Raw genomic sequence first — 13472 nt, forward strand, 5'->3', positions numbered from 1 at the left:
CTCCTCCTTTAAATGAACTCCTCCACTTTTTGAATCGTGATTCCTGTATGGCTCAGCGACTTCGACAAGCTCTCAGCAAATTCCAACGCCGCCACGCCGTCACCGTGAATGCAAATGGTTTCTGCCTTCAATTCGACGTCTTGATTTTGCAGCGTCTTTACCTTGTTCTCTTTAACCATGCGGATCACTTGTTCTAGTGCCGAGTCTGTATCGGTAATCAGCGCATTCGCTTCTGTACGCGGCGTCAAACTGCCATCGAGTTGGTAAGTGCGGTCTGAAAAGACTTCGCTCGCTGTCCGCAAGCCGACTTTTTCACCGGCTTTCACCAATTCGCTGCCGGATAAGCCGAATAAGATCAGCTCAGGGTCAATCTTGTAGACGGCTTCCGCGATCGCTTCGGAAAGCGCCGCATTTTTAGCCGCCATATTGTACAAGGCGCCATGCGCTTTCACATGCTGCAAGCGTCCGCCTTCGGCTTGGACAAATCCGGATAAGGCGCCGATTTGATAAACCGTCAAGTCGTATGCTTCTTGCGGCGAAATCGCCATATTCCGGCGGCCGAAACCGACAAGGTCTTGCAATCCGGGGTGGGCGCCGATGCCGACGTTCTTATCCAACGCCATCTTCACCGTTTTCCGCATAGTTGCCGGATCACCGGCATGAAAGCCGCAGGCTATGTTGGCAGAAGTCACGAAATTTAAAATCTCCGCATCATTCCCCATTTGATAAGCGCCAAAGCTTTCTCCCATATCACAGTTTAAATCCACTTTATAGCTCATGTTCATTCCTCCCTTTTCAATTGGATGCCAAGCTTTAATTGGCGGATCTGCTGTTCTTGTTCAAGAAAAAGATTTTGTGCTTCTTCGAGCGTGATTTCTTTGAAGCGAATCCGGTCACCAGGCTTTAATTGAGTGGCGAGCGGCAAGTCGACGGACGCAATCTGTCCGATTTTGGGATAGCCGCCTGTCGTCTGCCGGTCTGCAAGCAGGATAATCGGATTGCCATCAGCCGGTACTTGGATGGATCCGAAAGCGACAGCCTCCGAAATCAATTCCTTTGGTTCAATCAATGACAAGCGCGGACCTTCCAAGCGGTAGCCCATACGGTCCGAATCGGTCGAGATGGAAAAAGCTTCGGTAAAAAGCTGCTTCTGGCTCATGTCGTCGAATAAATGAAATTGACGGCCGCGCATCAAACGGACAACAGGCTCAGTTGAGTAGCGATAGGCAGGAACTTGCCATTCCACTTCTTGATGGGCAGCCTTGGCTAGCGCATCTGCTGCCTCGTCTCTTAGCTTTCCAATTTGCAGCCCATCGCCAGCGGCTAAGGCACGCCCTTTAAATCCACCGATTCCTGCCCGCAAATAAGTCGATTTGCTGTTCATGACGGAGGTTAGGGAAATTCCCCCAGCGATGGCCAAGTAAGTGCGGCAGCCAGAGCGGGGAGCGCCGAATTTCAGGACGCTTCCTTTATTTACTGAAAGAGTGCGCCATAGTTTGACCGGGCTGCCGTCGATTTCTGGCGAAAGGTCAGCGCCGCATATGGCGATGAAAGTTTGTTCTTGAAATTCAATGGCCGGACCTACTAAAGCAATTTCGAGTGTGGCCTCTTGTTCCGCATTGCCGACAAGAAGATTCGCTATCCGATGGGCAAAAGGGTCCATCGCACCGCTCGCGATGACGCCGTATTTCTGAAAACCGGAACGGCCAAGATCTTGGACAGTGGTTTGAAGCCCGCCTTTAATGATTTTCAGCATGGCGATCCTCCTTCCAAGAAGCGTATTCCTGTTCTGTAATTTGCATAAAAACGATTTTATCGCCAGCGCGCAATAAACTTGGAGTTTCCTCTTCCGGGCGAAAAAGGCGCATCGGCGTACGACCGATCAATTGCCAGCCGCCGGGAGTTTCGATCGGATAAATTCCTGTTTGCATGCCGGCAATGCCGACGGTGCGTTCTGGAATCCGAAGTCTCGGAGAATCCGCCTCGGCGCCGCAATTTTCTCAGACATGCCGCCGATAAAAGGAAAGCCCGGGGCAAAGCCGATCATGTAGACGGAATACTCGCCGCCTGTATGGAAATCGATGACTTGCTGCTGGGTGAGTCCGTTGTGCTTGGCCACAAATTCCAAGTCAGGACCGAACTCACCGCCATAGCAAACCGGAATTTCAACAGTTCTCGGGGTTACAGCCAGTTCTTCTCCAGTTTGGCTGAGCAACTCTTCAAGTTCTGATTTAACTGTTCCATATAAAGCCTTTATCGGGTCATAAAAAACAGTGACCGTTGTAAAAGCTGGAATGGTTTCAATAAGCCAGGAAGGAGGAGAAGCTTCAAGCAACGCCGAAATGGTGCGTACGGCTTTTTGTGCAGATTCATTAATTTCGTTTCCGGCTTCAATGACAATCGCTTGGTCGCTAAGTGGAGAAAAAGAAAAATCCATATTGCCACCTCTTAATCAGATTATTTTAATTATTTTATCCAGTATAAGACTTAATAGAGGAACGTGAAAGGATGGGCTGGAATTTAAAGAATATTTATTGTAAGAATCGAAGGAATCTTGAAACGGAAGCTTGGCGGCTCTCGTATGTAGATTAAAGATTTTCGGAGGCATGAAATTTAAAAACGGCAAAAAATTTAACGCGCTGGAGGCGAAATGCTACATGCGGTCCTATTGGTTTTGGTTAATGGTGTTAGGGATTTCCTGGACGATGGGAATTGTCCAGTTATCGGTTGATATGAGTGAGTTGCCGCTTCGCATCCTTGGAAGTGCATTGTTTTTCGGTTTTTTCTTCTTAGCGCCTTTAGTAAGGAAAACGCCATTGCTCGCATTTATGAATTTGGCATTGATGGCGTTATTGGCGATCCTCATTTTCTGGCCGCAGCAAGAAGGGGCCTTGAATCCATATCCGCTATTGGTATTTACTATAATTGCCGGGAAAGCGGTCTACCGTCTTTCTGCAAAATTGGCTATAGCCATCGCTTTGATATTGGTGGCAGGCGCTTTGCTGCATAGTTTAGCCGGGAATTTAGGGCTAGCACCTTTGTTTATCGGCCTTTACAGTTTAATGGCATGTACGGCTCTAGTGTTCTTTAAGAAGAGCCATGTAGTAGAAGAAGGGCTGAAGGAACGAAATGAAGCGCTGTTGAGTGAATACCGGAAAATGAAGCGCCGGCTCTTGACGAATGAACAGGCAGCGAGGCAGGAAGAACGCACGCAAATTGCACGCGATATCCACGACTCGGTCGGCCATAAGCTGACCGCGCTCTTGATGCAATTGGAAGTCTCGCGGCTGCAAGCGGAAGGCGAAACGGCAAGACAGCTGGAAGAATTAAAGAGCTTAGCGAAAGAAAGCTTAGAAGAAACACGCAGCGCCGTGAAAACCTTGAAACACGATGAACCGGGAGGCGTAACGGCAATCATCAGTTTGATCCGCAAACTGGAAGCTGAAAACTTTCTTCGCATCCAATTTGCGGTTAAGCATGGCGCTTTATCTGCGCCTCTCAGCAATGACCAGATGGTGATTGTTTACCGGGCAGTGCAAGAAGCATTGACGAATATCATGCGGCATAGCGGCGCACGGGAAGCGGATATTGTCTTCGAAGCGCCTGCAGGGAAAGTGTTCCGTTTCGTAATCACCAATAAAGCAGCAAGTACGATTTCATTTCATGAAGGGTTCGGTTTGTCTTCCATGCGGGAGAGAATCGAGCAAATCGGTGGTGAATTCAGGGCAGGGCCGGAAAACGGGTTGTTTGTCGTTAGCGGTTCGTTGCCATTAACGGATGAGGAGAGTGGATTGGAATGATCCGAATATTACTTGCAGAGGACCAGGCGATGGTGCGGCAAGGGTTGAAAATGATGATTGAAACCGACCCCGGCATTGAAGTGACTGGAGAAGCGGTGAATGGAAAACAGGCAGTCGCACTATGTGAAACCAAGCGTTTGATCTGATCATCATGGATATCCGGATGCCTAAGATGGATGGGCTTGAAGCGACGCGCATTATCCTCTCGCGCTGGCCAACATGCAAAGTGTTGATTTTAACGACTTTCAATGATGATGAATATGCGCTCGAGGCGCTGAAGAGCGGGGCTTGTGGTTATATGTTAAAAGATGCCGATACGTCAGAGTTGATCCGGTCCATCCGAAGCTGTTTAGAAGGCGGTCTGGTGTTGGAAGGCCAAGTGGCTGCTAATATTATGCCGAAATTGATGAAACAGCCTGTTCAAGAAAAGGTGCTCGAGTCGCTGACGCCGAGGGAACTCGATATCATTTGCCGAATCGGTGAAGGGCGAAGCAACCGGGAAATTTCCGATGAACTGGCTTTATCCGTTGGGACGGTTAAAAACCATATCAGTATGATTTTGGACAAATTGGAGCTTCGCGACCGCACCCAGATTGCGATTTACGCCATCCGCCATGGCCTTGTTTAACAAAAAATGACGGAAGTCATGGCATTTTCTAAAAGTAATGACGCAAGACAGTGGGCGCACTGTCTTTTTTTACATACACTGGGTTCACAAGATCGAAAGGAGAGGGAGATTTTGCTCGAAACCGAAGAACTGAAAAAGGTATTCAAAGGCAAGACCGCCGTGGAAGGGGCCAGTTTGTATTTAGACAAAGGGGAATCGGTCGGCTTGCTCGGGCCGAACGGCGCAGGAAAATCCACGACGATTTCCATGATTTCAACTTTATTGAAACCGACGTCTGGAGATGTGCGGCTTAACGGGAAAAGCGTGATTAAGAATCCAAGTGAGATGAGGCGGGTGCTAGGGGTGGTGCCGCAGGAAATCGCTCTTTACGGGGAATTGACGGCATATGAGAATTTAAAGTTCTTTGGGCGGATCTACGGCCTTTCGGGAAAGGCCCTTGAAGATGCGATCCAACGTTCCTTGAATTTGGTCGGCTTGGTTGAGCGGCAAAAAGAAATTGTTAAAACCTATTCCGGTGGGATGAAGCGCCGGGTGAATATTGCTGCGGCGATGATGCATGAACCGGAAGTGATTATCATGGACGAACCGACTGTTGGAATCGATCCGCAATCCCGGAGCCACATTTTAGAAATGGTGCGGGGAACTCAATCAGGAAAAGGGGTTGACCGTCCTCTATACGAGCCATTACATGGAAGAAGTGGAGCGGTTGTGCGATCGGGTTTATATCATGGACCACGGAAAAATCATTGCGAGCGGGACAAAAGAAGAGCTGAAAAGCATCCTTTCAAGTGAAGAAACGATATGGATTGAATTGGACCGGCCCTATCCCGAATTTTTCAAAGAGCTGCAAAAGATTAACACAATCAAACAGGCAGCGGAGACTGAAAAAGGCATTAAGCTCATTATTCCGAAAGGGAGCCGGATATTAGGCGAAGTATTTCAGGCTTCTGAGCACCATCAAGCACAAATCATCAACGTCAACGTCCAGACCCCGAGCCTCGAAGATGTGTTTTTGCATTTGACCGGCCGGAAACTGAGAGATTGAGGAGGCGGTCCCATGTTTACGTTTTTGAAAAAAGACCTGCTTGTTTTATTTCGCGACCGGACTGAGCTGATCATTCTCTTGGCAATGCCGTTCATTTTGATTGCGATTCTGGGCTTTGCATTAAGCGGGCTTCTTAGTGGGAATTCGGAAGTCCTGTCGATGGAAGTCGCGGTTGTCCAGGAAGACGACGAGCAGCAAGGGCTCAGCCGCTTTAAAGAGGCATTAGGGAATTCGGAACTGCCAGCTGAAGCGCAAAACGGCATGATGGCGGCGGCAGAAGAAATGAGCCCTTCAGCTCTGCTGCAGGAAGTGTTGAAAGATGAGAGTTTGAGCAGTTTAGTGACGGCGAGGGAAATGAATGCAGCCGCCGCCAAACGTGCACTCGAAGATGAGGAGATCGTAGCCATTCTCACACTCCCTGAAAACTTCACGTTCGATGCTTTGCAAAAAATGATGTTGGGTGCAGGCAACGGGAGTGAACTTCAATTGATGGTTTCCGATTATGCAGAAACGCAGTCTGGAGTGTTCCAGAATATTTTGGACGAATTTGTCTGGTCGCTGAATTTTGAAAGTGCGATTGCGCAAGCAGCAAACGGAGAGCGTGCAGCTAGTGAAACCCAATCTGAAATCGGAGGGGTGGAAAGCGTCTCTGCTGTCGCGCCGATCAGTTCTTTCCAATACTATACGATTGGCATGGCGGTTATGTTTGCGCTTTTTGTGGGCGGTTCCATCGCCGGCATTGCTTTTGTGGAAAAACAGCAATTCGTCTTTAACCGAATTTTGCTGTCAGACCGCCATCCCTTCGCTTATCTTGGAGGAAAAGCCATTTCGGCAACATTGGTCACTTTTTTCCAGTTCTGTATTTTGTTTTTCTTTTCATCGTTGATTTTTCAAGCCTTCGATTTGACGGATCTGTCGTTCTGGCCAGGCATGCTGTTGATCGCTTTCTGTTTAGCGTTATGTGTCGGAGCGATTGCAGCATTTCTAACGGCTTTACTGATGCGGTTCAATAATGACACCATCGCTACGGTATTTTCAGGCGGCATTGTCACGATTTTCGCCTTTTTAGGAGGAAGCTTTACACCAACTGAAGGCTTGCCTGTTTTCATCCGGCAATTGGGCAGCTGGACGCCAAATGGTGCTTCTTTGAATGCTTTTCTGTTGTGGGTGCAAAACTTGGATATCGGCCTGCTTTGGGAACCGCTTAGCCGGGTTCTATTGGCAACGGTCATCCTGCTCGTTTTAAGCTTTCTGTTATTTCCAAGAAAAGGGGAGGCGTAAGCATGAAATCAGTATTTCTATTGCAATGGCAAAGATTTCGCCGGGCCCCAGTCATGGTCTTGTCATTCTTGGTCATGACCATTGTCTTTGTAGCAGCACTGGCCGGCAATAATCCGGCGGAAAGGCCGGCTATTCTTGCTTATGCTGATGAATCATTGCCTGTAGCGGAGGCCGAAGAATGGGTGGCTTCGTTAAATGAATCGGAAGAGTTTAAGTTTGAATTGATGAATGAAAATGAGGTACGTGAAGCGGTTTCCGCAGGGGATACCCCGCTTGCTTTGCGACTCATGGATGACGATTACCGGATTGTGCTGGCGGCAGACGATATGGGACGCTTTGTCCTGGAAGCATTTTTGGATCGGAAATACCGCGAGGAAATACGATTTCAGCAAATCGAACAGCAAATAGCCGGAGGCGATATCCGGACAGAAGTGGCAGCTGGTTTGGAAGAACCGCACTCCAAGTAACGACTTCCACTTTGGATGGCAAGGCGGAATTCCAGTACGACAACCAATTGCAGCTGCTGTTTGGGATGACGCTGTTTTTCTCGGTTTATACCATTATGTTCAGTTTGATGAAAATTGTAGAAGAAAAAAGAATGGGCACCTGGAATCGTTTGATCTTATCGCCAGTCGGGAAATGGGAGATCTATCTTGGCCATCTGGCGTATAGCTTTACCATCGGGTATGTGCAGATTTCCTTGATTTTCATTTTGTTTAAGTATGCATTCGGATTTGATGTGGGTGACCGTTTCGGTGCCATCTTGCTGATCATCGCTTGCTATACGTTCGCTATCGTCGCACTCAGCATGCTTGTGATGAGCCTTGTCAGCCGGCCGCAGCAGCTTCAAGCGGTCGTTCCGATTATCGCAACAGGCATGGCCATGATCGGCGGCGCGTTTTGGCCGATTGAATTGGTCAGCAACAATATCTTATTGACGATCTCCAAAATCCTACCGATCACTTACGGATTAGATGCACTGAAAGGCGTCGCCATCTATGACCGCACCTGGCAAGAACTGAGTGAACCGTTGTCGATTCTCTTGCTGTTCGGCGTTGTCTGCATGGGCATTGGGATCAATTTGATGGAACGTCGGAGTTCTTAATGGAGTAAGCTAAGTCGAGCTTAGAAAAATCAATAAAACACAAAAAAGAGGAACCGCTGCTCGCGGTCCCTCTTTGCTTTTATTCCTCGATTTCAACTTTCTGGGTAACATCTGCTCCGTTGAAGAATTCAGCGGAAATTTCCGCGATTGTGCCGTCTTCAAGCATTTCTTCAATAGCGCCATTGATGTTTTCAGCTAGTTCCTGATGATCTTTGTTCATTACCACGCCGACATCAGAAGGGCTGTATTTCAAGTTCGGATGAATCGTAATTTCCAGTTCCGGGAAAGCTGCAATCGCCAAAGTCTGCAGGTAATAATCGTTTAAAATGACGTCCGTGCGACCGATTGCCACGTCGCGAAGGTAGACTTCGTTCGTAGCGTTGTCGTAGACAACTTCTTCAGCGCCGTATTCACGTGCTGTATCCATATAGACGGAAGTAGAGGCGCCGGCTGCTTTCTTGCCTTTTAAATCTTCCAAAGTTTCGATGCCTGACAAATCGTCTTTACGGACAATGGCTGTCCCGTATGAATATTTAAAAGGTGTTGAGAAAGTAAATTTCTCTTTGCGGTCTTCCGTAATCTCAATGTCGTTAGAAGCAAGATCCACTTGCCCGGTCTGTACGGAAGTCAGCATTTCGTCAAACCCGAGTTCGGTGAATTCAATTTCAAGTTCCAAGCGTTCCCCCAGTTCCCGTACAACTTCCACCTCGAAGCCGGTCAATTTATCTGTACCTTCTTCGCGGTAAGAAGTGGGGAATAAGGTGCCGGATGTCGCCACATTCAACGTACCTTCTTCTTGAATTTCATCCCATGCTGTCGCTTCTTCTTTAACCGTTTCTTCTTCGTTGCCGCAAGCAGCCAATAATGACAAGGAAAGCGTTCCCGCTATCAATGCCAACCCTTTGTTCGTGAATAACCTCTTCATTTCAATCTCCCTTTCTTTTATAAATACTCTATTCAAAACATATCATTTAATTGCGCAAATCAAACCTGTTTCAAAATTCTTTTTATTCTATTGACCATAGTGGTCGAAAGGTGTATTCTAGAGTCGACCAAGGTGGTCTAAAGAGGGCGGGGAACGAAATATGGAGAAATTCAAAAGTTTAGATGTGTTGAAACAACAGGCCATTCTAGAAGCGGCATTGGAAGAGTTTGCGGAATATGGATACGATACCGCTTCCACTAATCGCATTGTCAAAAAGGCTGGAATCGGAAAAGGCATGTTGTTTTATTATTTTAATAGCAAGAAAGAATTGTTCCATCATTTGGTGAGTTATAGTTTTGATCTCGTTGTAAAAGAATATTTCAATTTAGTAGACCTGTCAGAAAGGGATTTTATCGAACGGTTTAAACAGGCGTCGAAAGTGAAGTTGAAAGCGCAGACGGAAAACAGGCATGTATTCAATTTTATCGGGATGGTGATGCTCGAAAAGGAGCTGGAGCTGCCGGAAGATCTGCAAAAGCAATTCAAAGAATTACAGCGCTTGGGCTATGCACTGCTCTATGAAGGAATTGACAAATCATTGTTCAAGCAAGAGATGGATGTTGAAAAGACCTTCAATTTAATCCGCTGGGCTATTGAGGGCTATCAAAATGAACTGCTGCGAAAGCTGGAAGGGCAGAAGATGGCAGCGATCGATTTTGATCCGTATTGGCAGGAGTTTTATGAATACCTGGATATTTTAAAACGCAGCTTTTATAAGTAAGGGGTGAAAGTGATGAGCGTATTGAAGACTAGCGGACTGACAAAAAAATTCGGTGATTTCGCGGCGTTAGACGGCGTGGATATTGAAGTGGCCGAAGGCGAAGTGTACGGCTTTATCGGTCCGAACGGCGCTGGTAAATCAACGGCGATCCGGGTGCTGTTGGGGATTTTGAAAGCGAGTTCCGGCAAAGCGGAAATCTTCGGGATGGATGCTTGGAAAGAATCGGTGAACATCCATAAAAGAGTGGCTTATGTACCGGGGGATGTGAATTTATGGCCGAATTTGACGGGCGGTGAAGTAATCGACCTGTTCATGAAGCTGAATGGAAACGGTGATAAGGGCAGAAGAGACGAATTGACCCGTCGATTCGATTTGGATCCGACCAAAAAATGCCGGACCTATTCGAAAGGGAACCGGCAAAAAGTCGCGCTGGTTGCCGCTTTTTCGTCAAACGCAGATTTGTATATTCTGGATGAACCAACTTCAGGCTTGGATCCGTTAATGGAGCGCATCTTCCAAGAATGTGTCATGGAAGCGAAAGCACAAGGGAAAAGTATTTTATTGTCGAGCCACATCTTATCGGAAGTGGAAAAATTATGCGATAAAGTGGCGATCATCCGGCAAGGGAAAATTATCGAAACCGGCAGCTTGCAGGATCTCCGGCATTTGACAGGGACGGTCATGCTTGTCGAAACGCAACGGCCGATGCCTTTATTGCATGAAGTCAAAGGAGTTCGAGGCATCGAGGAACAAGGGGATGCCCTTTCTTTCCAAGTGGATGCGGAGGAATTGGATCGTGTGATCCGCTATGTCAGCGAATTTGGCATCGTGCGGATGGAAAGCGCTCCACCAACTTTGGAAGAGTTGTTCATGCGCCATTACGAAGAAAGCAGCGAAGTGGACCGGAAAGGGGAGGAGGCGGTACACCGTGGCTAATCACCTTTTTGACGGAACCGGCGAGCTGATTCGGTTAATCGTGCGGCGCGATCGCATCCGGATTGCCGCTTGGCTCCTGGGCTTTGCACTGATGACACTGGCCACTGCCGCCGCTTTTACCGACTTATATCAAAATGCGGCAGAACGGCAAGCGCTCGCGGAAACGATGAAGAACCCGGCGATGACCGCGATGGTAGGACCAGGATTCGGTCTGGCGAACTATACGAACGGAGCCATGATGGCGCATCAAATGCTCTTGATGACCGCAGTCGTTGTCGGATTGATGAGTGTGTTGCTGGTGACGCGGAATACCCGTGCAGAGGAAGAAGACGGACGAACAGAAATGATCCGTTCACTTCCGGTTGGCCGGTTGTCCGGATTGCAGTCGACTTTATGGGTCATGCTGGCAGTCAATGTCCTGCTCACTTTAATTATCGGTTTCGGTTTGTATGCGCTCGGAATTGAAGGCATGGATTTGGAAGGCTCTCTTTTATACGGGGCGGCTTTAGGCTCAACAGGTTTGGTGTTCGCCGCTATTACGGCCGTATTTGCCCAGTTGTCTCAAAGTTCGCGGGGAACGCTTGGCTGGTCAGTAGCTGTATTGTTGCTCGCGTATTTGATCCGAGGGATTGGAGATGTCGGCAACGAAGTCTTATCCTGGTTCTCGCCGCTTGGCTGGGCAGTCCGCTCGGAAGTCTACGTCAATAACTACTGGTGGCCGGTTTTATTGACCATTGGTGTGGCTTTGGCAATTTCAGGACTCGCCCTTTACTTGAATTCGATCCGTGATTTGGGTTCAGGATTCTTTCCGGCGAGAACGGGCCGGATCCACGCATCTTCGGCAATGTTGAGCCCTTTCGGTTTGGCGTTCCGTTTGCAGCGCACCGGCATCATCGCTTGGGCGATCGGCATGTTCGTGCTCGGAGCTTCTTACGGCTCGGTGCTTGGAGACTTAGAAGCCTTTTTCGCCGATGTAGATTTGATGCAGGAGCTGCTGGTAGTCCAGGAAGGCTTTACTCTAGTGGAACAATTTTTGCCGATTTTGATGTCTGTGCTCGCGATTATCGCTGCCATTCCGTCTCTCCTGGCCTTTTTGAAATTAAAGAGTGAAGAAAAAAATGGCCGTATCGAACATCTCCTGGGAAGAGCGGTATCGAGAACCCGTTTGATGGGAAGTTATTTGGTGCTCGCTTTTCTTATCAGCATTGTGATGACTTCCATGGCGGGCCTCGGAATGGGGATCGTCGGCAATTCGTTGATGGATGAAACACTGCCGCTTTCCACTTTCTATTATGCAGCCATCGTCTATTTGCCTGCTATTTGGGCGATGATTGGCTTGTCGGCCTTGTTAATGGGGTGGTTCAAATCGTTGACCGGTTTTGTCTGGCTTTATTTGGCGTTTTCCTTTGTGGTGGTTTACATGGGCAGCCTGTTTCAATTTCCGGAATGGGTGGTGAAAATCTCGCCGTTCGGCCACATCCCCGGATGGCCGATCGAATCGATGGATTTCGGAACAGCCGCTATGCTGACAGGAATTGCAGTCCTATTGGCGATTGCCGGCGTTATCGGCTACAACAAAAGAGATATCGGATTGTGAACAAGCCGGTGGAAGATGAAATCCTTCATTTTCCGCCGGCTTTTTGCGTGGATTCGGCTGAACGCACGTATTTTTGTTTGAGCGCGCGCAAATCTTTCTGAACGCGCGCATTTTCAAACCAACGCGCGTATTTAGAGCTGAACACGCGCATTTCGAAATAAATGCGCGCAATTTCGCCAAAACAAAAAGCTGTTCTTCTCTAAAAGAACAGCCAAACGATAGCGGGACCGAGAAATGAGCCGACAACCGCACTTAATGTCATCGCAACAGAGCTCATGGATGCTTCTTCAGGTCCGTATTCAAATGCTTTCGAAGTCCCAAGGCCATGAGCTGAGGAGCCGAGGCCGATGCCGCGCCCGATGGGTGATTCGATGCGCAGCACTTTCAAAAGCCAAGGGCCAGCCAGGATGCCGGTAAATCCGGCTACCATGACGAACACAGCTGCCAGCGAAGGAATGCCTCCAAAGCCTTCTGCCAGTTGCATCGCCACCGGAGTGGTGATGGATTTCGGCAAGATGGTCAGCACGACTTCTTCCGAAAACTGAAAAGCCCGGGTGAGCAGCATGCCGCTGAACATCCCGACAGCTGCACCGCCGGAAACGCCGATGACAATCGGCAGCAAATTTTGCAGCAGCAAATCGCGCTGCTTGTAGAGTGGAACTGCTAAAGCGACAACTGCCGGCCCGAGCAGTGAACCAATCCATTGGCCGCCGAGCATATAGCGGTCATAAGGAATGTCGAAAACGAGCAAGAGAGCAATCAACGCAACTGTCGTAGTCAAGACCGGCGTCAGAATGGTCCATCTATATTTGACATATAGACTGTTTAAAACGAGGTAAAGGCCGATTGTCAGCCCGGCAAACAGCAAGGATAAAAGAAAAATAGCCATGGTCAGTCCACCTCTTTTTCGCGAGGGGAATGCGCCGTTCGCTGGCTAAGATAACCGGATACAGCCATCGTCAAAAGTGTACTGAAAACGCCAATGACAATCAGCAAGATACCTTTTCCGGTAAAGACATCGCCGTAGTTCATAACGCCGACCGTCGCGGAATGAAGTACAGCGACAAGAAAGCGAGCAGGAACTGGGCGCCAGATTCGATCCAGCGAAGGGGATAAACTTTCAAGGCTAAAGCTGCGAATAACAGCAAGAACCCGATGATGCTGCCGGGAAGCGGCAAGTTCAGGAAGTCGCCCAACCATTCACCGGCTAAATAAAACCCGTATAAAACGAGAAACTGAATAAAGATAATGAAAAATTTCATAAGCGATCGCGCCTTCCGATTGAAATGCGAAACAAAGCGGTTAAGCTTCATCGTACATAATTCTACATCATTTTAAGCGAAAAGCGAGAGGCTGCGGCTCAGAAAGGAATTC

Annotated in this window: 13 protein-coding genes and 3 pseudogenes; 9 read left to right on the forward strand and 7 right to left on the reverse strand. The window is 48.3% G+C overall.

Annotated features, from left to right (window positions below; genetic code table 11):
• Window positions 1-8: 8 nt before the first annotated feature.
• From L0M13_RS00920 to pxpB, 3 genes and pseudogenes are all read right to left on the reverse strand, one after another.
• The gene (locus L0M13_RS00920) at window positions 9-779 is read right to left on the reverse strand and encodes a 5-oxoprolinase subunit PxpA (RefSeq protein WP_235197899.1); all 771 of its coding nucleotides are present in this window, start codon (window positions 777-779) and stop codon (window positions 9-11) included.
• Window positions 780-781: 2 nt separating this feature from the next.
• Window positions 782-1756 (reverse strand): 5-oxoprolinase subunit C family protein, encoded by a 975-nt coding sequence (locus tag L0M13_RS00925; protein WP_235197900.1) that lies wholly within the window; start codon window positions 1754-1756, stop codon window positions 782-784.
• Window positions 1740-2437, reverse strand: a pseudogene (gene pxpB, locus L0M13_RS00930) (5-oxoprolinase subunit PxpB). The gene L0M13_RS00925 and the pseudogene pxpB overlap by 17 nt, the downstream one beginning before the upstream one ends.
• 220 nt (window positions 2438-2657) lie before the next feature.
• Between pxpB and L0M13_RS00935 the strand changes: the two are divergent.
• The 6 genes and pseudogenes from L0M13_RS00935 (at window position 2658) to L0M13_RS00960 (ending at window position 7859) form a co-directional block, all read left to right on the forward strand.
• A complete protein-coding gene (locus L0M13_RS00935) occupies window positions 2658-3800 on the forward strand; it encodes a sensor histidine kinase (protein ID WP_235197901.1) in 1143 nt (380 codons plus the stop codon).
• Window positions 3797-4428: pseudogene (locus tag L0M13_RS00940) on the forward strand (response regulator). The gene L0M13_RS00935 and the pseudogene L0M13_RS00940 overlap by 4 nt, the downstream one beginning before the upstream one ends.
• 111 nt (window positions 4429-4539) lie before the next feature.
• Window positions 4540-5473, forward strand: a pseudogene (locus L0M13_RS00945) (ABC transporter ATP-binding protein).
• A gap of 12 nt (window positions 5474-5485) precedes the next feature.
• The gene (locus tag L0M13_RS00950) at window positions 5486-6754 is read left to right on the forward strand and encodes an ABC transporter permease (RefSeq protein WP_235197902.1); all 1269 of its coding nucleotides are present in this window, start codon (window positions 5486-5488) and stop codon (window positions 6752-6754) included.
• 2 nt (window positions 6755-6756) lie between these two features.
• Entirely contained in the window at window positions 6757-7221 is a 465-nt protein-coding gene (locus L0M13_RS00955; RefSeq protein WP_235197903.1) for a hypothetical protein, read from the forward strand.
• Window positions 7222-7232: 11 nt separating this feature from the next.
• Window positions 7233-7859, forward strand: a complete 627-nt coding sequence (locus L0M13_RS00960) for an ABC transporter permease (RefSeq protein WP_235197904.1) — start codon at window positions 7233-7235, stop codon at window positions 7857-7859.
• 79 nt (window positions 7860-7938) lie between these two features.
• On the opposite strand, the gene L0M13_RS00965 is transcribed toward L0M13_RS00960, so the two are convergent.
• Window positions 7939-8784: a transporter substrate-binding domain-containing protein gene (locus L0M13_RS00965; RefSeq protein ID WP_235197905.1), complete on the reverse strand. Its 846-nt coding sequence runs from the start codon at window positions 8782-8784 to the stop codon at window positions 7939-7941.
• A gap of 160 nt (window positions 8785-8944) precedes the next feature.
• On the opposite strand from L0M13_RS00965, the gene L0M13_RS00970 reads away from it, so the two are divergent.
• Genes L0M13_RS00970 through L0M13_RS00980 form a run of 3 tightly spaced genes read left to right on the forward strand, consistent with a single transcriptional unit; the run spans window position 8945 to window position 12098 of the window.
• Window positions 8945-9565 carry a TetR/AcrR family transcriptional regulator gene (locus L0M13_RS00970; RefSeq protein ID WP_235197906.1) on the forward strand — a complete coding sequence of 207 codons (621 nt, stop codon included), beginning with the start codon at window positions 8945-8947 and terminating at the stop codon, window positions 9563-9565.
• A gap of 12 nt (window positions 9566-9577) precedes the next feature.
• Entirely contained in the window at window positions 9578-10501 is a 924-nt protein-coding gene (locus L0M13_RS00975; protein ID WP_235197907.1) for an ABC transporter ATP-binding protein, read from the forward strand.
• Entirely contained in the window at window positions 10494-12098 is a 1605-nt protein-coding gene (locus tag L0M13_RS00980; RefSeq protein ID WP_235197908.1) for an ABC transporter permease, read from the forward strand. Before L0M13_RS00975 ends, L0M13_RS00980 begins: the two co-directional genes overlap by 8 nt.
• Window positions 12099-12297: 199 nt before the next feature.
• Here the strand turns inward: L0M13_RS00980 and L0M13_RS00985 are convergent, their stop codons facing one another.
• The 3 genes from L0M13_RS00985 to L0M13_RS00995 are packed head-to-tail and all read right to left on the reverse strand — an operon-like array spanning window position 12298 to window position 13360.
• Window positions 12298-12987 (reverse strand): LrgB family protein, encoded by a 690-nt coding sequence (locus L0M13_RS00985; RefSeq protein WP_235197909.1) that lies wholly within the window; start codon window positions 12985-12987, stop codon window positions 12298-12300.
• A gap of 2 nt (window positions 12988-12989) precedes the next feature.
• Window positions 12990-13130 carry a CidA/LrgA family protein gene (locus L0M13_RS00990; RefSeq protein WP_235197910.1) on the reverse strand — a complete coding sequence of 47 codons (141 nt, stop codon included), beginning with the start codon at window positions 13128-13130 and terminating at the stop codon, window positions 12990-12992.
• The gene (locus L0M13_RS00995; RefSeq protein ID WP_235197911.1) at window positions 13127-13360 is read right to left on the reverse strand and encodes a CidA/LrgA family protein; all 234 of its coding nucleotides are present in this window, start codon (window positions 13358-13360) and stop codon (window positions 13127-13129) included. The genes L0M13_RS00990 and L0M13_RS00995 overlap by 4 nt, the downstream gene beginning before the upstream one ends.
• Window positions 13361-13472 lie beyond the last annotated feature (112 nt).

Source organism: Planococcus sp. 107-1 (assembly GCF_021513255.1).
Classification (GTDB): domain Bacteria; phylum Bacillota; class Bacilli; order Bacillales_A; family Planococcaceae; genus Planococcus.